The following is a 20,166-nucleotide window of genomic DNA, read 5'->3' as shown; positions in this document are numbered from 1 at the left end:
CAGACTGGGCCTTATGGACCGTGGCGCACAGGAGCTGCCCGGCACCCGCGTGCCGGACTGGCTGCGGCTGCTGCCGTGGCTGGCGCTGCTCGTCCTGGTGATCGTCCAGCTGACCACCCCCGCCACCGTCCAGCTCGGCTTCGCCTTCGCCGTCGTGCCGCCGCTGACGTCCCTCGTGTACGGGATGCTCGGCACGGCCCTGGTCTCCGGCACGCTCTTCGGGCTGCTGCTCATGCCGGCCATCCGGGCCGATGACGTCACCCACGGGGACCTGCTGGCGTTCTCGCTGATCGGCGCGGTCAGCGTGCTCCTGGCGTGGCTGCGGGCGCGCCGGGACGCCCAGCTGGTGTCCGTGCGGACGGTCGCGGAGGCCGCGCAGCTCGCGGTGCTGCCCCCGCTGCCGGAGCGCGTCGGGCCGGTGCGGTGCGGGGCGCTGTACCGGGCCGCCGAGCGCGGCACGCTCGTCGGCGGCGACCTGTACGACGTCCAGGACGGGCCGTACGGCGTGCGGGCCGTCGTCGCCGACGTCCAGGGGCACGGGCTCGCGGCCGTCGCGACGGTGGCGGCGCTGCTCGGCACCTTCCGGGAGGCGGTCCTCGACGAACCGGAGCTCGGCGGGGTGGCGGCCCGGCTGGACCGGCGGCTGGTGGTCGACTCGGCCGGGCGCGGGGGCGCCGAGGCGGAGGTCTTCGCCACCGCCGTGCTGCTGGAGTTCGCGCCCCCGGGGGCCGACGGGGCGGCGGGGGCCGTACGGGTGCTCAGCTGCGGGCACCCGGCGCCGCTGCTGGTGAACGGCGAGGGGGCGCGGGAGGTGGCCGTGGAGCCGGGGTCGCCGCTGGGCCTGGGGCTCGCGGAGTACCGGCCGCCGCCGGTGGCGACCGTGGCGCTGCGCCCGACGGACGTCCTGCTCGCGCACACCGACGGCGTGACGGAGGCACGGGACGCGACGGGGGCCTTCTACCCGCTGGTCTCCCGCGTCCCGCGCCACGCGGGCCCGCCGGTGGAGCTGGTGCGCGAGGTGTGGCGGGACCTGTCCGCGTACGCGGGCGTCATCGCCGACGACGTGGCGCTGCTGGCGCTGAGCGCGCCGGACGCGAGCGGGGCGGCGGCCGTGGCCCCGTAGGCGTACGGCCGTTAACATCAGCGCCCATGGGGGGCCTGGGGCTCATACGCGTCGCGCGTCCCATGGTGCTGGTGAGCGCCGTGGTGACGCTGCTCGCCGCGCTCTTCGTCTGTCTGGGCGGGGGCGACCGCCCCGGGGTCCGGCAGGACGAGCCCCGCCGGATCACGCTCGCCGCCGTCGCCACCGAGTACACCTGCCCGTACGACCACGGCGACTGCGCCCTCTTCCCCCACCTCTCCCCCGCCGTCCTCACCGCCCCGCCGCTCGATCCGCCGCGGCAGACCGACGGGCTCGCGGGCCTCCCCGTGGCGTACGCCGCCGACCGCCCGGACCGGGTCGCGGTGCGGGCGCGCGCCCCGGACCTCCATGTCCTTCAGGTGCTGCGGACCTAGATCGACCAGGTCCGCTCGCTTACGCGTCACACATCGCCGATCACGCACCTCACGAAGGACATCGACATCATGGCTGCCAACCGCAACACCTCCAGCGCCGACCGCCGCGCCCGAATAGAGGAGATGCGCCGTGCCGAGAAGGCGCGCGAGCGCCGCAACCGCATCCTCACCATCACCCTGAGCACGGTGGTGGTCGCGGGCCTCGTCGGCTTCGGCGTGTACGTGCTCAACGAGGAGAAGGAGCAGAAGCGGCAGGAGGAGGCCGCGGCCAAGGCGCCCATCAAGGACGAGAAGTCCTGGGACGCGAAGAAGCTCGGCCGCAACCACCCCACCACGCCGGTCTCGTACCCGATGAAGCCGCCGGTCGGCGGCGACCACCACCCGGTGTGGCAGAACTGCGACGGCGACGTCTACAAGAAGCCGGTCCGCAACGAGAACGCCGTCCACTCGCTGGAGCACGGCGCGGTGTGGGTGACGTACAACGACAAGGCGGCCGCCGCCGACGTGAAGAAGCTGGAGGAGAAGGTCGGCAAGACCCCCTACACGCTGATGAGCCCGGTCAAGGACCAGGCCGGGACGATCATGCTGAGCGCCTGGGGCAAGCAGGTCTCCGTGGACAAGGCCGATGACCCGCGCGTGGACCAGTTCCTCACGAAGTACGTCAAGGGCCCGCAGACCCCCGAGCCGGGTGCCGCGTGCACGGGCGGAGTGGGCGCGCAGTGAAGGTGACCCGTACGCACCTGGCCGCCGCCGTGGCGATCGTGCTCGCGCTGCTCTTCGCCGGGGTGGCGACGGTCGCCACGGCGGGCGGCAAGGGCGGCGAGGAGGAGGCCCGGACCCCGGCGGCGCACTCGGCGGACGCCGGGTTCGCGCGGGACATGTCGGACCACCACCAGCAGGCGGTGGAGATGTCGTTCATCGTGCGGGACCGCACGGCGGACGACGAGGTGCGCCGCCTGGCGTACGACATCGCCAACACCCAGGCCAACCAGCGCGGCATGATGATGGGCTGGCTGGACCTGTGGGGGCTGCCGAAGGTGGCCATGGACCAGGAGCCGATGGCCTGGATGGGCACGCCGTCCCACGGCTCGTCGCACGGCTCGTCCCACGGTTCGTCGCACAGCCCGTCGCACGGCTCCTCCCCCGGTGCCGGTGCCGGTGCCCAGGGGCTCATGCCCGGCATGGCGACCAAGGCGGAGCTCGACCGGCTGCGGGCCGCGAGCGGCAAGGAGGCGGAGGTCCTGTACCTCCAGCTGATGATCGACCACCACAAGGGCGGCGTGCACATGGCGCAGGGATGCGTCGAGAAGTGCGAGGTGGGGGTCGAGCAGCGGCTGGCCCAGGGCATGGTCGACGCGCAGGAGTCGGAGGTCCGGCTGATGACCGACATGCTGGCGAAGCGCGGGGCCAAGCCGCGGGGCTGAGCTTCGCCGGCGGCGCCACCCGTGCCCCCGTGACGGCCCACAGCGGTCGCGGGGGCACGGGGGCCGGACGAGAATGGGAAGCGCTCGGGGACGTACGGCCTTATGACCCTGCATTACGGAGGTACGCACCCCATGACCACCGCCAAGGACATCATGCACCCCGGCGCACGTTGGCTTCCCCAGCACGAGACCCTCGACCGCGCCGCGCAGCTGATGCGCGACGAGAACGTGGGCGCGCTGCCCATCGCGGACGAGAACGAGCGCCTCTGCGGCATCCTCACCGACCGCGACATCGTCGTCGGCTGTGTGGCCGAGGGCCGCGACCCGGCACGGGTGACGGCGGGCGACATGGCGAAGGGCACGCCGCGCTGGATCGACGCCAACGCGGACGTGAGCGAGGTCCTCACGATGATGAAGGACCACCAGATCCGCCGGCTTCCGGTCATCGAGAACAAGCGCCTGGTCGGCATGATCAGCGAGGCCGACCTCGCCCGGCACCTGTCGGACCGCCAGGTGGCCGAGTTCGCGGAGCGGGTCTACGCCCCGTAACACGCGCACGCACGCACGAGGAGGGGCACGGCCGGCCGGCCGTGCCCCTCCGCCGTGCCGCGGGCGGACGCGGGCGGGTCGGCGCAGGACATTGCGTCGCTTTGACGATTAGACTGGTCGCGTGCCTCAACTACGCCTCGCCCTCAATCAGATCGACTCGACGGTCGGCGATCTCACGGCCAACGCCGAGGCCGTCGTCCACTGGACCCGGCACGCCGCCGAGCAGGGGGCGCACCTCGTCGCGTTCCCGGAGATGGTGCTGACCGGCTACCCCGTCGAGGACCTCGCCCTGCGGTCGTCCTTCGTGGAGGCCTCCCGCGCCGCGCTGCGGGCGCTCGCCCGGCGGCTGGCCGACGAGGGGTTCGGGGAGCTGCCGGTCGTCGTCGGGTACCTGGACCGGGCGGAGAAGGCCCAGCCCCGGTACGGCCAGCCGGCCGGGGCGCCGCGGAACGCCGGGGCCGTGCTGTACGGCGGTGAGGTCGTGCTGCAGTTCGCCAAGCACCACCTGCCCAACTACGGCGTCTTCGACGAGTTCCGGTACTTCGTGCCGGGCGACACCATGCCGGTCGTGCGCGTCCACGGCGTGGACGTCGCGCTGGCGATCTGCGAGGACCTGTGGCAGGACGGCGGGCGCGTCCCGGCCGCCCGCAGCGCGCACGCGGGTCTGCTGATCTCGATCAACGCCTCGCCGTACGAGCAGAACAAGGACGACGTCCGGCTGGACCTCGTGCGCAAGCGCGCCCAGGAGGCCGGCTGCACGCTGGCGTACCTGGCGATGATCGGCGGCCAGGACGAGCTCGTCTTCGACGGCGACTCGATCGTCGTGGACCGGGACGGTGAGGTCGTCGCCCGGGCGCCGCAGTTCGCCGAGGGCAGCGTGATCCTGGACCTGGACCTGCCGGCCGCCGCCGCGGACGCGCCGGAGGGCCTGGTCGACGACGGGCTGCGCATCGACCGGGTGGTGCTGTCGGAGGAGCCGCTGCCGGCGTACGAGCCGGAGCTGACGGGCGGGTACGCGGAGCGCCTCGACGACGACGAGGAGGTGTACACCGCGCTGGTCGTGGGCCTGCGGGCGTACGCCGCGAAGAACGGTTTCCGCTCCGTGCTGGTCGGCCTGTCCGGCGGCATCGACTCCGCGCTCGTCGCGGCGATCGCGTGCGACGCGCTGGGCGCGGCGAACGTGTACGGCGTGTCGATGCCGTCCAAGTACAGCTCCCAGCACTCCAAGGACGACGCGGCCGAGCTGGCCCGCCGCACCGGGCTGAACTTCCGCACCGTGCCGATCGAGCCGATGTTCGACGCGTACATGGGGTCCCTGGGGCTGACGGGCCTCGCGGAGGAGAACCTCCAGTCGCGGCTGCGCGGCACGCTGCTGATGGCCCTCTCCAACCAGGAGGGCCACATCGTCCTGGCGCCCGGCAACAAGTCCGAGCTGGCGGTCGGTTACTCGACGCTGTACGGCGACTCGGTCGGCGCGTACGGGCCGATCAAGGACGTGTACAAGACGGCGGTCTTCCGGCTGGCGCGGTGGCGCAACCGGGCGGCGGAGGAGCGCGGGCAGACGCCGCCGATCCCGGAGAACTCCCTCACCAAGCCCCCGAGCGCCGAGCTGCGCCCCGGCCAGGTCGACACGGACTCCCTGCCCGACTACGACGTGCTGGACCGGATCCTGGAGCTGTACGTCGACCGCGACCGGGGCAAGGACGCCATCGTCGCGGCCGGTTTCGACGAGGAGCTGGTGACGAGGACGCTGCGGCTGGTGGACGTCGCCGAGTACAAGCGGCGCCAGTACCCGCCGGGCACCAAGATCTCGGCCAAGGGCTTCGGCAAGGACCGGCGCCTGCCGATCACCAACCGCTGGCGCGAGACGACGGCGTAGCGCGCGGAGCGCTGAGCCCAGCGAGCGGTCAGAGCGTGACGCGGGCGGCGATCGGCAGGTGGTCGCTGTCGGTCGCCGGGAGCGTCCAGGAGGCGACCGGCTCGACGCCCCGCACCAGGATCTGGTCGATCCGCGCCATCGGGAAGGCGGCCGGCCAGCTGAAGCCCATGCCGTCGCCCGCCGCGCCCTGCGTGGAGCGCAGCTGCGAGGTGACGGCGTTGAGCGAGCGGTCGTTCATGGTGCCGTTGAGGTCGCCGAGCAGGATCACCTTCCCGAGCGGCTCGCGGGCGATGGCCTCGCCCAGCGCGTCGGCGCTGTTGTCGCGCTGGTTGGCCGTGAAGCCGGCGTTGAGCTTGACCCGGACCGACGGCAGGTGGGCGACGTACACCGCGAAGTCGCCCATGGGCGCGGAGACGGTGGCGCGCATGGCGCGCGTCCAGCCCAGCCGGATGTCGACCGGGGCGACGTCGGCCAGCGGGTACGTGCTCCACAGGCCGACCGTGCCCTGGACGGAGTGGTACGGGTAGCGGTCGGCGAGTGCCTTCTCGTACACCGGGACCATGGCCGGCTTGAGCTCCTCCAGGGCCACGACGTCCGCGCCGGAGGCGGCGACGCTGCGGGCGGTGCCCTCGGGGTCGGGGTTGTCGGCGTTGACGTTGTGCGAGACGACCATGAGATCGCCGCCGGGGCCGGACTTGTCGGTGGCGAGGCCGCCGAAGAAGTTGAGCCAGACGGCGACCGGCAGCACCAGGGCGATCAGCGCGGTCGCCGAGCGGCGCAGCAGCGCGGCGACGAGCAGGACCGGCAGGAAGACGCCGATCCAGGGCAGGAACGTCTCGGTGAGGCTGCCGATGTTGCCGACGCGGTTCGGGATCTCGGCGTGGAAGATCATCACCAGTGCGAGGAGCACCGCGCAGAGGGCGAGGAGGACGCCCCGGCGCCAGATCCCCGGATCGCGGCGCAAGCGGTCGGCCACCGACCGGACCCGGGATCCGGTGCGCTCGCGCTCCGCGCCGCCGCCGCTCCCCGTCTCCGTCACGTCCACCTGCGCCATTCCGTCGTCCTCACTGCCTTGCTTGTCGTGCTCACCGTCCCCCGGAACCCCGACCCTAGGGGATCGGGTGACGGCCGTACTGTCCCGAGGACGAGATTGCGGCGCGGCCGGGTTCCGAAGGTTGCGGTCGAGGCGGCAGCTGTGACAGAACGCGCATATTTGCGACCGTTGTGCGGCCGGTGGTGACGCGGTGGCGACACCGAGCCGCGGGGCCCCACGCTCAGCCGCGTACCGGTTCCTCCCGCGCGTCCCCGTGCGGGGCCTGCGGCGCGGGCCCGCCGCCGTGGCCGGGGCCGTGCGGCGGCCTGCGGGCGGGCAGCACCGTGGACACCACCGCGGCGCCCACCAGCGCGGCGCCCATCGACACCACGGCCGTGAGGTGCATGGCGGCGAGGAAGGCGTCGTACGCGGCCGGGGCCAGCTCCCGCCCGGCCGCGCCGAGGCGGTCGGCGGCGGCGAGGGTGGACTCGATGGACTCCCCCGCCGCCTCGCGGGCCGCGCCCGGCGGAACCGCGTCCAGGTGCCCCTCGACGCCGTCGCGGTACGCGGTCGACAGCACCGAGCCGAGGACCGCGACCCCGAGCGCCCCGCCGACCTGCCGGAAGGTGTTGCTGATCGCCGAACCGGAGCCGGCCCGGGCCCTCGGCAGCGTCTGCATCACGGTCACCGTCACCGGCGGCATGACGTGCGCCATCCCGGCGCCCTGCGCGAAGAGCACCAGCTCCAGGACCCAGACGGGCGTGGTGGCGTCGTAGAAGGCGAAGGAGGCGAGGCAGCCGGCGATCACGAGCATGCCCGCCGTGCACACGGCCCGGGCCCCGAAGCGCGCCACCGCCAGCCGCGCCCGGGGCGCGAAGAGCAGCTGCGCCACGGCCAGCGGCAGCAGGAGCAGCCCGGCCTGGAGGGCGCTGTAGCCGCGCAGGCTCTGGAGGTAGAAGGCGGCGACGAAGGTCACGCCCATGAGCGCGAAGAACACCAGCGAGATGGCGGCGACGGCGCCGGAGAAGGCGGGTTTGCGGAAGTGCGCCATGTCGATGGCCGGGTGGTCGGTGCGCTTCTCGTGCAGGACGAAACCGGCCAGCACCGCGAGCCCGCCGAGCAGCGGCAGCAGGGAGGAGGGGGCGGTGAAGTCGGCGAGCTCGCCGCCCCGGATGATCCCGTACACCAGCAGGACGAGGCCGACGATGGAGAGGGCCACGCCCAGCGGGTCGAGCCGGCCGGGGCGCGGGTCCTTGGAGTCCGGTACCAGCAGGACCATGGCGACCAGCGCGACGAGCACGACGGGGACGTTGACCAGGAAGATCGAGCCCCACCAGAAGTGCTCCAGGAGCAGCCCGCCGGTGACCGGGCCGATGGCGATGCCGAGACCGACGCTGCCGGCCCAGATGCCGATGGCCTTCGGCTGCTCGTCGCGCTCGAAGACGTTCATCAGGATGGCGAGGGTGGCGGGCATCACCAGCGCGCCGCCCATCCCCATGAGCGCCCGGTGGGCGATCAGCTCGCCCGGCGCGTCGGACAGCGCGGCGAGCGCCGAGCCCGTACCGAAGACGACCAGGCCGACGAGCAGGACCTTCTTGCGGCCGAGCCGGTCGCCGAGGAGCCCGGCGGTGAAGAGCAGGCCGGCGAAGACGAGCGTGTACGCGTTGATCGCCCACTCCAGCTCGCTCTGGGCGGCGCCGAGGCCTACGGGCGCGGGGGCGGCGATGGTCCTGACCGCGACGTTGAGGATGGAGTTGTCCAGCACGACGATGAGCAGGCTGAACATCAGGACGCCGAGGATGAGCCAGCGGCGGCGGTGGATCGCTTCCGGTACGGCGGAGGCGGGAGCGGGGGCGTCTGAGGGGGCTGCGGGTTCCGGTACGGGCATGTTCCGACCGTAATAGTCCTTTTGTCACCACACGCGTCCCTGCCGGGGCCCCTTACGCCAGTCGGAGCCAGACGGCGCCGGGCGGCGGGGGGGGCGGCGCCGAGCGGAGTGGCCGAGGCCGGACGGAGTGGCCGGGGCCGGACGGAGTGGCCGGGGCCGGACGGAGTGGCCGGGGGCCCACTTCCCCCCACGCGGCACGAAGTGCCACCATGGACCTGGTCCGGGGACGCCGTCAGGGCGCCTCGAGATGACGAAGGAGCCGTTTTCCATGACGCTTCAGGCTGCCCAGCAGCAGCGGCCCGCCGACGGCGCGAAGGCGCTGTACGGCGGCAAGGGAACCCGCCGCATCACCGTCCACGACATCGCCGCCGCCAAGGAGCGCGGCGAGAAGTGGCCCATGCTGACCGCGTACGACGCGATGACCGCGTCCGTCTTCGACGAGGCCGGCATCCCGGTCATCCTCGTCGGCGACTCCATGGGCAACTGCCACCTCGGCTACGACACCACCGTGCCCGTCACGATGGACGAGATGGCCCTGCTCTCCGCCGCCGTCGTACGGGGCACCAAGCGTGCCCTGGTCGTCGGCGACCTGCCCTTCGGCTCGTACCAGGAGGGCCCCGTCCAGGCGCTGCGCTCCGCGACGCGGCTGGTCAAGGAGGCGGGCGTCGGCGCGATCAAGCTGGAGGGCGGCGAGCGCTCGCTGCCGCAGACCGAGATGCTGGTCCAGGCCGGCATCCCCGTCATGTCGCACCTCGGCCTGACCCCGCAGTCCGTCAACACCATGGGCTACCGGGTGCAGGGCCGCGGCGACGAGGCCGCCCACCGGCTGCTGAACGACGCGAAGGCCGCGCAGGACGCGGGCGCCTTCGCCGTGGTCCTGGAGCTGGTCCCGGCGGAGCTGGCCGCCGAGGTGACGCGGTCGCTGCACATCCCGACCATCGGCATCGGCGCCGGCCCGGACACCGACGCGCAGGTCCTGGTGTGGACCGACATGGCCGGGCTGACCGGCGGCAAGGTGCCGCGCTTCACCAAGCAGTACGCCAGCCTGCGGCAGACGCTCGGCGACGCGGCGAAGGCGTTCGCCGAGGACGTGGCCGGCGGGGCGTTCCCGGCCGAGGAGCACACCTTCCACTAGGCCCGTACCGAGGCCAGGGGACCCCGGGCCACCAAGCCACTCCCGGTACGGACGACAGCCCGCCGACTTCCCCCATCGGCGGGCTGTCGGCATGTCGGGCGTACCGGCCCGTACGGGCCTAGTCTCGAAGGGAGGAGGCGAGACATCATGGCCGGAATCACCCACAAGAGCTTTGGATCCCCCGACGAAACACGTCCCTTCGAGGGCGACAAGGGCAAGCTCGATCTACTCACCACGGACCGCGGCCCGGTCGGCCGGGCGGTCTTCGAACCGGGTTGGCGCTGGTCCGAGCACGTCAAGCCCATCGCCGGCACGGACAGCTGCATGGCCGCCCACGCCTGCTACACCGTCAGCGGCCGGCTGCACATCGTCATGGACGACGGCACCGAGGACGAAGTGGGCCCCGGAGACTTCGCGGCCATCGAGCCGGGCCACGACGCGTGGGTCGTCGGCGATGAGCCGTGCGTCATGATCGACTGGCAGGGGTTCGCCGACTACGCCAAGCGCTGACCCCCTTAGGCCGCGTATCGGCGCCGTATCGGTGCCGTGTCGGTGACGGCTGGTGACATGGGTCGCATGACACGACCATCCGACACCACCGCCGTCGAGGTACGCGGCCTCGTGAAGCACTACGGCGAGACCAGGGCGCTGGACGGCGTGGACCTCGACGTCCGCGAGGGCACCGTCCTCGGCGTCCTCGGTCCCAACGGCGCGGGCAAGACCACGCTCGTCCGCTGCCTGTCCACGCTCGTCGTGCCCGACGCCGGCACCGCGACCGTCGCGGGGTACGACGTGGTGCGCGAGCCCCGCGCGCTGCGCCGCGTCATCGGCCTCACCGGTCAGTACGCCTCGGTCGACGAGAAGCTGTCCGGCTGGGAGAACCTGTACATGATCGGGCGGCTGCTCGACCTGTCCCGCAGGGACGCCCGGCGCCGCGCCGACGAGCTGCTGGAGCGCTTCTCGCTCACGGAGGCCGCGGGGCGCGCCGTGCTGACGTACTCCGGCGGCATGCGGCGCCGCCTCGACCTGGCCGCGTCCATGATCGGCCGCCCGGCGGTGCTGTACCTGGACGAGCCGACGACGGGCCTGGACCCGCGGTCCCGCAACGAGGTGTGGGACGAGATCACGCGCCTGGTCGCCGACGGCGCGACGGTCCTGCTCACCACCCAGTACATGGAGGAGGCCGAGCGGCTGGCGCACGAGCTCACCGTCGTCGACCGGGGCCGGGTCATCGCCGCCGGCCGGGTCGACGAGCTCAAGGCCAAGGTCGGCGGCCGCACCCTCCAGGTCCGGCCGGTGGACCCGGCGGACCTGCCCGCGATGGCGCGGGCGCTGGCCGACAGCGGCCTCGACGGGATCGCGGGCTCCACGGTCGTACCGGAGGACGGCCTGCTGTACGTGCCGATCCTCAGCGACGAGCAACTGACCGCGGTCGTCGGGCTGCTGGCCACGCGCGGCTTCGGCATCACGCACATCGGCACCCATCTGCCCAGCCTGGACGAGGTGTTCCTGGCCCTCACGGGCGAGAAGTCGTCACCGGCCGCGGGTGCGACGGCCGGCTCGTCCAACGGCTCGTCCAACGGCTCGTCCACCGGTACGTCCACCGGTACGTCCACCGTCGAGGAGGTGACCGCGTGAGCGCGGTCGGGACCCGGGCCGCGCGGGCGAACCTGCGGCACATCGGCGCGCTGGTCCGGCGCAACGCCCTGCACCTCAAGCAGGATCCGCAGTCGATGTTCGACGTCGTCCTGACGCCGATCGTGCTCACGGTGCTGTTCGTGTTCGTCTTCGGCGGCTCGGTCGGGCTCGTCCTGGGCGGCGACCGGGACGCGTACGTGAACTACGTCGTGCCCGGGCTGATGGGGATGATGGGCCTGAACATCGCCATGGCCGTCGGCACCGGCATCAACGACGACTTCCGCACGGGCGTCATGGACCGGTTCCGGACCCTGCCCATCGCCCGGTCGTCCGTCCTCATCGCCAAGATCGTGGTGGAGATCGGCCGGATGGTGATCGCCTCGGCCATCCTGCTCGTGATGGGCTTCCTGCTGGGTCTGGAGATCCACACCTCGGTGGGCTCCCTGCTCGCGGCCGTCGGGCTGTCCGTGGTCTTCGGCGCGTCCCTGATGTGGATCTTCCTCCTGCTCGGCCTCGCGATGAAGACGGCGCAGGCCGTCCAAGGGATGGCGATGCTGGTGCTGTTCCCCCTCCAGTTCGGTTCGTCGATCTTCGCGCCGCCGTCCTCGATGCCGGGCTGGCTGCGGGCGTTCACCGAGTACAACCCACTGTCGAACCTCGCCGACGCCGCGCGCAACCTGATCAACGGCGGCCCGGTCGCCGAGTCGGTGTGGACGACGCTGGCCTGGGCGGCGGCCATCACCCTGGTGACGGCGCCCCTCGCGGTCGCCAAGTTCCGCAAGCGGACGTGACGGTGGGGCGGTGAGCGATGGGCGGCGTGTGACGGAAGGGGCGTCGGGTACGGTCTGTACGTCCCCGAGCCCAGGAGCGCCGCCCATGGCCACCGCCACGTCCCGCCACAGCGAGCGGAGGATCAGTCCGGTCTTCCTCGGTATCGCCGCCGTCATGGTGGTCACCGGATGGGCGGTATGGACGGGTTTCTCGGCCAACCTGGGCCTGGCCGTCTTCCTCTTCGTCACGTCGACGTGGATCGTCTCGCTCTGCCTGCACGAGTACGCGCACGCCCGCACGGCCCTGCACGGCGGTGACATCTCCATCGGCGCGAAGGGCTATCTGACCCTCAACCCGCTCAAGTACACGCACGTGCTGCTCAGCATCGTGCTGCCGGTCGTCTTCGTCATCATGGGCGGCATCGGTCTGCCCGGCGGCGCGGTCTTCATCGAGCAGAACCGCATCCGCAGCCGCTGGAAGCAGAGCCTGGTCTCCGCGGCCGGACCGCTGACGAACGTGCTGTTCGCGCTCGTGTGCACCGCGCCCTTCTGGCTGGGTGCCGTGGACGGCGTGCCGGTCCCCTTCCGCTTCGCCCTCGCGTTCATCGCGCTGCTCCAGGTGACGGCGGCGATCCTGAACTTCCTGCCCGTTCCCGGCCTGGACGGCTACGGCGTGATCGAGCCGTGGCTGTCCTACCGGGTCCGGCGGAAGGTGGAGCCGTACGCGCCCTTCGGGCTGCTCGCGGTGTTCGTGTTCCTCTTCATCCCCGAGGTGGGCGCGGCCTTCTTCGGGCTGGTCCACTTCGTCCTCGACGCGCTCTCCATCTCGGACCTGGAGACGTACTGCGGGCGGGACCTCTTCAGCAGCCTGTGGCAGGAGCAGACCCCGGCCTGCGAGGAGATCGTCAGCTGGTGACGCGCTGCGGGCGACGGCGCCAGTAGTACCACGCCATGTTGGACGAGACGCCGGACAGCAGCACCCACACGATGCCGAGCCAGCTGCCCTGGACGAAGGAGACCACGGCCGCGGCGACGGCGAGGGCGCAGACGACGAGGGCGTACAGAGCGAGGCGGGGCATGGGGGTCGGCTCCTGTCCGGGTGCGGGTGTTGCCCGTCCAGTGTCCCCCATGCCCACCGCTTCCTAGATGTCGGTCACGCGCAGGCCCGCGTGGGCCTTGTAGCGGCGGTTGACGGAGATCAGGTTGGCGACCAGCGCCTCCACCTGGTGGGCGTTCCTCAGCCGGCCCGCGAAGACGCCCCGCATGCCGGGGATGCGGGCGGCGAGCGCCTGGACGACGTCGGTGTCGGCGCGCTTCTCGCCCAGCACCATCACGTCCGTGTCGATCTCCTCGACCGTCTCGTCCTGCAGCAGGACGGCGGACAGGTGGTGGAAGGCGGCCGTCACCCGTGAGTCGGGCAGCAGGGCGGCGGCCTGCTCGGCGGCGCTGCCCTCCTCGGGCTTGAGGGCGTAGGCGCCGCGCTTGTCGAAGCCGAGGGGGTTGACGCAGTCGACGACGATCTTGCCGCGCAGCTCCTCGCGCAGCGACTCGAGCGTCGCGGCGTGGCCCTCCCACGGCACGGCGACGATCACGATGTCGCTGCGGCGGGCGCACGCGGCGTTGTCGGCGCCCTCGACGCCCAGGCCCAGCTCGGCCGCCGCGGTCTCGGCGCGCTCGGCGGCCCGGGACCCGATGATCACCTTCTGGCCTGCGCGGGCGAGCCGGTACGCGAGGCCCCGCCCCTGGTCACCGGTGCCGCCGAGGACGCCGACGACGAGCCCGGAGACGTCGGGGAGTTCGTACGGATCAGTAGCAGTAGTCATGGCCCGACAGTACGGGGACGCCACCGAGCCCGCCCCGTCCGGGTGACGCCCGGCCGAAACCCTGCGCGGCGGCCCGGCCCGGGGGCATGATGCGGCGCCATGGATGCCGTACGCGTCGCACTGCTGCGTGAGGTCCTGGCCGGTACGGAGTGGCCGGCGGCGACCCGCCGGTTCGCCGGGGTGCTGCGCTCCTCGGTGGTGTCGCACGGCGGCGGGCTGCTGCTGGTGGGCACCGCGGAGTACGAGCCGTGGCACCTGACGGCGCACCTGGTGGACGAGGCGGCCTGGTCGGGGCTGCCGGAGCTGGCGCCGACGCTGGTACGCCACCGGGTGCGGCCCTCCGATCCCGCGCACCTGGCGGTGGGCCTGGGGCGGCTGGAGGCGGCCGGGCGCGGCTCGACGCTGCTGGTGGTGGCGCCGGACCGGCCGGACGGCGGTCTGCTGGAGCGGGTGCACGACGCGCGGCGGGCGGGGGCGACGGTGCTGTCGCTGGACCGCGGCGACCGTGAGGTGCACGGGCTGGCGCACGAGGCGCTGACCGTGGCGGAGGAGCAGGACGTCGACCTGGACACGGTGCAGCACCTGGTGAGCGCGGCGGCGGGCGAGAACACCCTGCCGGGCTCCTCCCGGCGGGGCCGTCGGCGCCTGCGCGACCGGCTGTCGCGGCTGGCCGACCAGCTGACCTCGCCGCCGCCGACGCGCTGGTAATTCGGTTGCCCGGGGTGACGGCCGCCGCCGACCATGGCGACTCGTGGCCCCCCGACTCTCCGCCCTTCTCCCCGACCTGTCGCCGTTGCGCGCGTCGCGGGACTTCCGGCTCCTGTGGATACAGGGGCTGGTCACCTACTTCGGCAGCTTCGCGGCGATGGTCGCGCTGCCGCTCCAGATCAAGGAGCTGACCGGTTCGCCGCTGGCGGTCGGGGTCATGGGCGCGGTCGAGCTGGTCCCGCTGGTGGTGTGCGGCCTGTACGGCGGGGCGCTCGCCGACGCCGCGGACCGGCGCAAGGTGATCCTCTCCACCGAGACGGCACTCGGCCTGCTCGCCGTACTGCTGCTGGTCAACGCCCTGCTGCCGTCGCCGCTGCTGTGGCCGCTGTACGTGGTGGCCGCCGGGGTCGCGGGCCTGGCGGGGCTGCAGCGGCCCGCGATCGACGCGCTGCTCGCCCGGATCGTGCCGCACGACAAGCTGACGGCGGCGGCCTCGCTGAACGCCATCCGCTGGGAGCTGGGCGCCATCGCCGGTCCGGCCCTGGCGGGGCTGCTGGTGGCCTACGGGAACCTCGCCACGGCGTACGGCACGACGGTGGTCTGCTTCACCGTCTCGGTGGCGCTGTGCCTGCGGCTCACGCCCGCGCCGCCCGCCCGCTCGGGCGGGAAGCCGTCGCTGCGGGGCATCGCGGAGGGCGCGCGCTACGCCTGGTCGCGGCCGGTGCTGCTGGGCACGTACGCGATCGACCTGGCCGCGATGTTCTTCGCCTTCCCGAACACGATCTTCCCGTTCCTGGCGGACGAGCTGGACGCGGAGTGGTCGCTGGGCCTGATGTACGCCGCGGGCGCGATCGGCTCGCTGGCGCTGAACCTCACCAGCGGCTGGACCTCGCGGGTGCGGCGGCACGGTCTGCTCGTGGTGTGCGGCGCGGCCTGCTGGGGGCTGGCCATCGCCGCGGCCGGCTGGTTCTCCAGCGTGTGGCCGGTGCTGGTGTGCCTGGCGGTCGCGGGCGCGGGCGACACCCTGAGCGGGCTCGGCCGCTCGACGATCTGGAACCAGACCATCCCCGACGAGCTGCGGGGCCGGCTCGCGGGCATCGAGGTCCTGTCGTACAGCGTCGGCCCGCAGCTCGGCCAGGTCCGGGCGGGCGCGATGGCCGGCTGGACGGGGACGCGCCCGGCGTTCTGGAGCGGCGGACTGGCGTGCGTGGCGGCGGTGGGCCTGCTCGCGGCGGCGCTGCCGAAGCTGCTGACGTACGACGCGACGACGGACGAGGACGCCCTGCGCCGCCGCGCGGCCCGGGAGGCGGCGCAGCTCCCTTAGGGCGCCTGGTCCCGGGGGGTGTCATGCCACTTCGGGTCGGTCTCCCACTCCAGGTTCCGCTCGTGCGCGGTGTCCATCGCGCGGGCGGCCTCCTCGCGGGTGGTGTAGGGGCCGAAGCGGTTCTTGGCCGGGCACTCCGGGCCCTCCTCGACCTTCTGGTGCTTCAGGCAGTAGTACCACTCGCCCGGTTTTCCGCTCGTGCGCTTCTTGAACAGGGCCATCGTCGGGCTCCTTCCTCTGACGCCATGGTGCCCCGTGCACCCTGGTTAGACTCGCTGCATGTCTGGCCAGTCGCTGCTCGTACCAGGGGAGCTGTCTCCCCCTCGTTCCGTCCCCGGGTCCATCCGCCGCCCCGAGTACGTCGGAAAGCCCATGCCGGCGCCGTACACCGGCCCCGAGGTGCAGGATTCCGACACCATCGAGCGGATGCGCATCGCGGGCCGCATCGCCGCGCAGGCGATGGAGGAGGCCGCCAAGCACATCGCCCCCGGGGTGACGACCGACGAACTGGACCGGGTCGCCCACGAGTACATGTGCGACCACGGGGCCTACCCGTCGACGCTCGGCTACCGGGGCTTCCCCAAGTCGCTGTGCGCGTCGATCAACGAGGTCATCTGCCACGGCATCCCCGACTCCACCGTCCTGCGCGACGGCGACATCGTGAACCTCGACGTCACGGCGTACATCAACGGCGTCCACGGCGACAACAACGCCACGTATCTGTGCGGTGACGTCGACGAGGAGTCGCGGCTCCTGGTCGAGCGGACCCGCGAGTCGCTGAACCGCGCCATCAAGGCCGTCAAGCCGGGCCGCCAGATCAACGTGATCGGCCGGGTCATCGAGTCGTACGCCAAGCGCTTCGGCTACGGGGTGGTCAGGGACTTCACCGGGCACGGCATCAACTCGTCCTTCCACTCCGGCCTGATCATCCCGCACTACGACTCGCCCCACGCGACGACGGTCATGCGGCCCGGCATGACGTTCACCATCGAGCCGATGCTGACGCTGGGGACGCACGAGTACGACATGTGGGACGACGGCTGGACCGTCGTGACGAAGGACCGGAAGCGGACCGCGCAGTTCGAGCACACGCTCGTCGTGACGGAGACCGGGGCCGAGATCCTCACGTTGCCGTGACGCCCGGGGCGGGTAGGCTTTTTTCCGACGGACCGTCGGCAACCCGTTGACTTAGGTAAGCCTCAGCAGGAAGATCGGCGGTAGTGGCGGCCCCGGCTGCCACTTCCCGTTGACCCGGACCGGGAGGCCCGCCTTGGATGCCAGCGCCACCACCGTGACCCCCTTCTCGACGCTCATCCGCACCGCCTCGCACCAGCAGCACACGGAGGCGGAGAGCTCGCCCTTCATGAGCCACCTGCTCCGTGGCCGGCTCGGCGTGGAGGCCTACGCCCGGTACACCGAGCAGCTGTGGTTCGTCTACCGGGCCCTGGAGGAGGCCGCCGGCCCGCTGGCGGACGACCCGGTGGCGGGCCCGTTCATACGCCCCGAGCTGTTCCGCACCGCCGAGCTGGAGCGGGACCTGGCCCATCTGCGCGGCGGGGACTGGCGCACCGGCGTGAGCGCGCTGCCGGCGACCGCCGCGTACGCCGCCCGCGTCGAGGAGTGCGCCCGCACCTGGCCCGCCGGGTACGTGGCGCACCACTACACCCGGTACCTCGGGGACCTCTCCGGCGGCCAGATCATCCGGGACAAGGCCGAGCGGACCTGGGGCTTCGCGCGCAAGGGCGACGGCGTGCGGTTCTACGTCTTCGAGGAGATCACCAACCCGGCCGCCTTCAAGCGGACGTACCGCGAGCTGCTGGACCGGGTGAACGCCGACGACCTGGAGAAGCAGCGGATCGTCGACGAGTGCAAGCGGGCGTTCGACTTCAACGGCGCGGTGTTCCGGGAGCTGGACCGGGAGTTCCCGCTCAGCGCCTGAGCCTCAGCGCCTGACGTCCGCGGGCCTCAGCGCCCGAGCCTCAGCGCCCGACCTCCCGTACGCGGCCGCCGAGTTCGATGATGCCGTCGGGGCCGGGGGCCGTGAGCAGCTGTGAACCCCGGCCCTGCGTGATGTTCAGCGCGCGGTTGAGGCGTGCCGTGAGCAGCAGGGCCGCCGCGCCCGTCGCCTCGTCCTCGTCCACACCGTCGCCGCGCCCGGGGAAGGCCCGCGCGCGGACCCGGCCGCCCGCCTCGTCCTCCCACGCCCACGCGTAGGCCCACTCCCCCGGCGGCGGTACGTCGAGCGCCTCGACCTCGGCGGCCGACGCGTACTGCCGCAGTGTGCGCGGCGGCGCCCACTCCGGGCGGGCGGTGATCCAGGTGAACTCGCCGTCCTGGCGCACCCACACCTCGCCCGCCGGGGGGTTCACCACCTCCAGGTCCAGCAGCCAGGCCACGCCCACCAGGGGGTGTCCGGCGAACGGCAGCCGCGTGCCGGGCGTGTAGATGTCGACGTCCCCGCGCTCGGGGTCGTCGACGAACACGGTCTCGCTGAAGCCGAGTTGCTTGGCGAGCGCCTGCCGCGACGCCTCGTCGGGGCGGAGGCGGCCGTCGCGTACGACGCCGAGGAGGTTCCCGTGGCGGCCGTCGGCGGCGCAGAAGACGGCCAGGACGTCCACGACGTCGCGTGCGGTGTTCATCCCGGCATTCAAGCACGGGGCGGGACACGGCAGGATGGCCCGCATGTTCGGCACCTATCTGTTCGGCCTGCGCGGGGGCTTGGCGGCGGCCGCGGTCCTCTGCGTCCTCCTGGCGCACCTGGTGAGGACGGGGCGGCGGGACGCGCTCCGGTCGGTGTGGACGGGCGTCGCCGCGGCGGCGGGCCTGTCGCTCGCGCTCGGCGCGCTCCTCGAGTTCGGCGCGTACGAACTGACCCCGGAGGCGCGGAAGCTGCTGGGCGGTGCGTGCGCGGTGGGGGCGGCGGGGGTGCTGACGTGGCTGGTCGCCGGAGGGCGGGCGGGTGCGGGGGCGGTGGCCTCGGCGGCGTTCCTGGCGGTGGGCCGGGAGGGGCTGGAGACGGCGCTGTTCGTCTGGGCGACGGTCCGGGCGGCGGCGGACGAGGCGGGCTCGGGGGAGCCGCTGACCTGGGTGCTGGTGGGCCTCGCGACGGCGGCCGCGGTCGTGGGGTGGCCGCTGTTCCGGTGCGCCCTGCGGTGCGGCCCGCTCCTGCCGGTCGTGGCGGCGGGCGTCCTGGCCGGCGGCGTACGCGGCCTCCAGGAAGCGGTCGCCCCGGGTGGCGTCTTCGGAACCGGCGCGGTGGCGTTCGACGTCTCCGCCGTGGTGCGGCCGGACAGCTGGTACGGGGCGGTGCTGCAGGGCGTCTTCACCTTCGTGCCTGGTCCGACGGTCCTCCAGGCCGGGGTGTGGCTGCTGTATCTGGTCCCGGCGCTCGCGCTGTTGCCGGCCCCGGTAGGGTTCGGACGGTCAGTGGGGGTCGAGGATCAGAAGGCAACCGATGAGAAGGCTGGGTCGGGGTCGGGCGGCGAGGCTCGCGGCGACGGTGACGGCGACCGTGGTGCTGGCGCTGACCGCGAGCGGGTGCGTGACGGTGCACGGCGAGCTGGAGGTCGTCCCGGCGGCGACGAAGGCTGAGGCCGCGCAGGCACTGAAGGACTTCACGGACGCGTACAACGCGGCCGACAAGGCGTACGACCCGGCGCTCGACGCGGGCCGGGTCACCGGCGCGCTCGGCGCGGTCAACCAGGCGGGGCTGAAGTCCCGCTCCATCACCAGCCCCGGCGGCAACCCCGACCACCGGCCCCTGGTGCTGTCGGACGCCACCTACACGATCCCGAAGAAGGCGGGCTGGCCGCGCTGGTTCGTCGCGAACGCCGACTCCAACCGGGACACCGACCAGGGCACGGGCGACAGCCGCTGGGTGCTCGTCTTCGTACGCAACAGCTCGCAGCAGCTGTGGGAGGTCGCGTACCTGTCGATCCTCGCGCCGAACCAGATCCCGGCGTTCAAGACGGACGCCGAGGGTTACGCGGAGCCGGTCGCGCCGGACTCCGCGACGCTGGCGGTCGCGCCGAAGAACCTGAGCGAGGAGTACACCTCCTACCTCCACTCCGGGAAGCCCGCGCACTTCGCGGCGGGCCCGCACACCTCGGTGTGGCGGGCCGAGCGGCAGAGCCTCGCACGGCGGCCGGGGCTGTCCACGCAGTTCGTGGACCAGCCGCTGGACACGGGCGACTACGCGCCGCTCGGGCTGGCGACCGAGGACGGCGGGGCGTTCGTCTTCTTCTCGACGCGCTTCTACGACCGCCAGACGGCGGCGGCGGGCTACCGGCCCAAGGTCAACCCGGATGTGAAGGCGCTGATGACCGGCGAGGTGAAGACCACCCTCACCAAGGAGTGGGTGGCGGGCCTGGTCGCCCTGGTGAAGCCGTCCGGCGCCGCCTCGGACCAGGTCACGGTGGTGGGCCGGCTCCAGGGCGTGACGTCGGCGACGGGGTCGTAGGCGGCGGGGCCGAGGCGACGG

General features: G+C 72.8%; 23 protein-coding genes. 17 read left to right on the top strand and 6 right to left on the bottom strand.

What is annotated here, in order from left to right:
• The first annotated feature begins 13 nt into the window (after nt 1-13).
• The 6 genes from AC07FJ_RS02545 (at nt 14) to AC07FJ_RS02520 (ending at nt 5,367) form a co-directional block, all read left to right on the top strand.
• Complete coding sequence (locus tag AC07FJ_RS02545) at nt 14-1,123, top strand: PP2C family protein-serine/threonine phosphatase (RefSeq protein ID WP_479044476.1); 1,110 nt, start codon at nt 14-16, stop codon at nt 1,121-1,123.
• Between the two features lie 26 nt (nt 1,124-1,149).
• Nucleotides 1,150-1,515, top strand: a complete 366-nt coding sequence (locus AC07FJ_RS02540) for a hypothetical protein (protein ID WP_479044473.1) — start codon at nt 1,150-1,152, stop codon at nt 1,513-1,515.
• A 69-nt stretch (nt 1,516-1,584) separates the two neighbouring features.
• Entirely contained in the window at nt 1,585-2,238 is a 654-nt protein-coding gene (locus AC07FJ_RS02535) for a DUF3105 domain-containing protein (protein WP_479044470.1), read from the top strand.
• 2 nt (nt 2,239-2,240) lie between these two features.
• Nucleotides 2,241-2,939, top strand: a complete 699-nt coding sequence (locus AC07FJ_RS02530) for a DUF305 domain-containing protein (protein WP_479045257.1) — start codon at nt 2,241-2,243, stop codon at nt 2,937-2,939.
• A 132-nt stretch (nt 2,940-3,071) separates the two neighbouring features.
• A complete protein-coding gene (locus AC07FJ_RS02525; RefSeq protein WP_361414268.1) occupies nt 3,072-3,488 on the top strand; it encodes a CBS domain-containing protein in 417 nt (138 codons plus the stop codon).
• 121 nt (nt 3,489-3,609) lie between these two features.
• On the top strand, nt 3,610-5,367 hold the full coding sequence (locus tag AC07FJ_RS02520) for an NAD+ synthase (RefSeq protein ID WP_479044467.1): 1,758 nt from the start codon (nt 3,610-3,612) through the stop codon (nt 5,365-5,367).
• A 28-nt stretch (nt 5,368-5,395) separates the two neighbouring features.
• On the opposite strand, the gene AC07FJ_RS02515 is transcribed toward AC07FJ_RS02520, so the two are convergent.
• Together AC07FJ_RS02515 and AC07FJ_RS02510 are read right to left on the bottom strand one after the other, a co-directional pair.
• Nucleotides 5,396-6,421, bottom strand: coding sequence for an endonuclease/exonuclease/phosphatase family protein (locus AC07FJ_RS02515; RefSeq protein ID WP_479044464.1), 1,026 nt, complete (start codon nt 6,419-6,421; stop codon nt 5,396-5,398).
• A 220-nt stretch (nt 6,422-6,641) separates the two neighbouring features.
• Complete coding sequence (locus AC07FJ_RS02510) at nt 6,642-8,288, bottom strand: MFS transporter (protein ID WP_479044463.1); 1,647 nt, start codon at nt 8,286-8,288, stop codon at nt 6,642-6,644.
• Between the two features lie 268 nt (nt 8,289-8,556).
• Between AC07FJ_RS02510 and panB the strand changes: the two genes are divergently transcribed.
• From panB to AC07FJ_RS02485, 5 genes are all read left to right on the top strand, one after another.
• Nucleotides 8,557-9,423 carry a 3-methyl-2-oxobutanoate hydroxymethyltransferase gene (gene panB, locus AC07FJ_RS02505; RefSeq protein WP_479044461.1) on the top strand — a complete coding sequence of 289 codons (867 nt, stop codon included), beginning with the start codon at nt 8,557-8,559 and terminating at the stop codon, nt 9,421-9,423.
• 147 nt (nt 9,424-9,570) lie between these two features.
• Nucleotides 9,571-9,933 (top strand): cupin domain-containing protein, encoded by a 363-nt coding sequence (locus AC07FJ_RS02500; protein ID WP_361414258.1) that lies wholly within the window; start codon nt 9,571-9,573, stop codon nt 9,931-9,933.
• A gap of 57 nt (nt 9,934-9,990) precedes the next feature.
• Entirely contained in the window at nt 9,991-11,061 is a 1,071-nt protein-coding gene (locus AC07FJ_RS02495) for an ATP-binding cassette domain-containing protein (RefSeq protein WP_479044457.1), read from the top strand.
• A complete protein-coding gene (locus AC07FJ_RS02490) occupies nt 11,058-11,852 on the top strand; it encodes an ABC transporter permease (RefSeq protein WP_479044455.1) in 795 nt (264 codons plus the stop codon). Before AC07FJ_RS02495 ends, AC07FJ_RS02490 begins: the two co-directional genes overlap by 4 nt.
• An 85-nt stretch (nt 11,853-11,937) precedes the next feature.
• Nucleotides 11,938-12,747 carry a site-2 protease family protein gene (locus AC07FJ_RS02485; protein WP_479044453.1) on the top strand — a complete coding sequence of 270 codons (810 nt, stop codon included), beginning with the start codon at nt 11,938-11,940 and terminating at the stop codon, nt 12,745-12,747.
• Here AC07FJ_RS02485 and AC07FJ_RS02480 read toward each other — a convergent pair.
• Both AC07FJ_RS02480 and npdG read right to left on the bottom strand, forming a co-directional pair.
• Complete coding sequence (locus AC07FJ_RS02480; protein ID WP_468295469.1) at nt 12,737-12,961, bottom strand: hypothetical protein; 225 nt, start codon at nt 12,959-12,961, stop codon at nt 12,737-12,739. The genes AC07FJ_RS02485 and AC07FJ_RS02480 overlap by 11 nt on opposite strands.
• 12 nt (nt 12,962-12,973) lie before the next feature.
• On the bottom strand, nt 12,974-13,654 hold the full coding sequence (gene npdG, locus AC07FJ_RS02475; RefSeq protein WP_361414248.1) for an NADPH-dependent F420 reductase: 681 nt from the start codon (nt 13,652-13,654) through the stop codon (nt 12,974-12,976).
• 99 nt (nt 13,655-13,753) lie between these two features.
• Here npdG and AC07FJ_RS02470 point away from each other — a divergent pair, with 99 nt between their 5' ends.
• Both AC07FJ_RS02470 and AC07FJ_RS02465 read left to right on the top strand, forming a co-directional pair.
• Nucleotides 13,754-14,362 carry a hypothetical protein gene (locus AC07FJ_RS02470; RefSeq protein WP_479044450.1) on the top strand — a complete coding sequence of 203 codons (609 nt, stop codon included), beginning with the start codon at nt 13,754-13,756 and terminating at the stop codon, nt 14,360-14,362.
• Between the two features lie 43 nt (nt 14,363-14,405).
• Entirely contained in the window at nt 14,406-15,686 is a 1,281-nt protein-coding gene (locus tag AC07FJ_RS02465; protein WP_479044448.1) for an MFS transporter, read from the top strand.
• Here the strand turns inward: AC07FJ_RS02465 and AC07FJ_RS02460 are convergent.
• Nucleotides 15,683-15,907, bottom strand: coding sequence for a hypothetical protein (locus AC07FJ_RS02460; protein WP_479044446.1), 225 nt, complete (start codon nt 15,905-15,907; stop codon nt 15,683-15,685). The genes AC07FJ_RS02465 and AC07FJ_RS02460 overlap by 4 nt on opposite strands.
• A 58-nt stretch (nt 15,908-15,965) precedes the next feature.
• On the opposite strand from AC07FJ_RS02460, the gene map reads away from it, so the two are divergent.
• Together map and AC07FJ_RS02450 are read left to right on the top strand one after the other, a co-directional pair.
• Nucleotides 15,966-16,823, top strand: coding sequence for a type I methionyl aminopeptidase (map, locus tag AC07FJ_RS02455; RefSeq protein ID WP_479044444.1), 858 nt, complete (start codon nt 15,966-15,968; stop codon nt 16,821-16,823).
• A 133-nt stretch (nt 16,824-16,956) separates the two neighbouring features.
• Complete coding sequence (locus tag AC07FJ_RS02450) at nt 16,957-17,625, top strand: biliverdin-producing heme oxygenase (protein ID WP_479044442.1); 669 nt, start codon at nt 16,957-16,959, stop codon at nt 17,623-17,625.
• A gap of 40 nt (nt 17,626-17,665) precedes the next feature.
• Here AC07FJ_RS02450 and AC07FJ_RS02445 read toward each other — a convergent pair whose 3' ends face one another.
• Nucleotides 17,666-18,325, bottom strand: a complete 660-nt coding sequence (locus AC07FJ_RS02445; protein WP_479044441.1) for a PhzF family phenazine biosynthesis protein — start codon at nt 18,323-18,325, stop codon at nt 17,666-17,668.
• 43 nt (nt 18,326-18,368) lie between these two features.
• On the opposite strand from AC07FJ_RS02445, the gene AC07FJ_RS02440 reads away from it, so the two are divergent.
• Together AC07FJ_RS02440 and AC07FJ_RS02435 are read left to right on the top strand one after the other, a co-directional pair.
• Nucleotides 18,369-19,277, top strand: a complete 909-nt coding sequence (locus AC07FJ_RS02440; protein WP_479044439.1) for an FTR1 family protein — start codon at nt 18,369-18,371, stop codon at nt 19,275-19,277.
• On the top strand, nt 19,186-20,145 hold the full coding sequence (locus AC07FJ_RS02435) for an SCO2278 family lipoprotein (RefSeq protein WP_479044436.1): 960 nt from the start codon (nt 19,186-19,188) through the stop codon (nt 20,143-20,145). The genes AC07FJ_RS02440 and AC07FJ_RS02435 overlap by 92 nt, the downstream gene beginning before the upstream one ends.
• Nucleotides 20,146-20,166: the final 21 nt, after the last annotated feature.

Source organism: Streptomyces sp. NPDC045998, assembly GCF_056430285.1.
The sequence above is the reverse complement of the archived record's forward strand: the minus strand, read 5'-3'. Positions and strand labels throughout refer to the sequence as shown.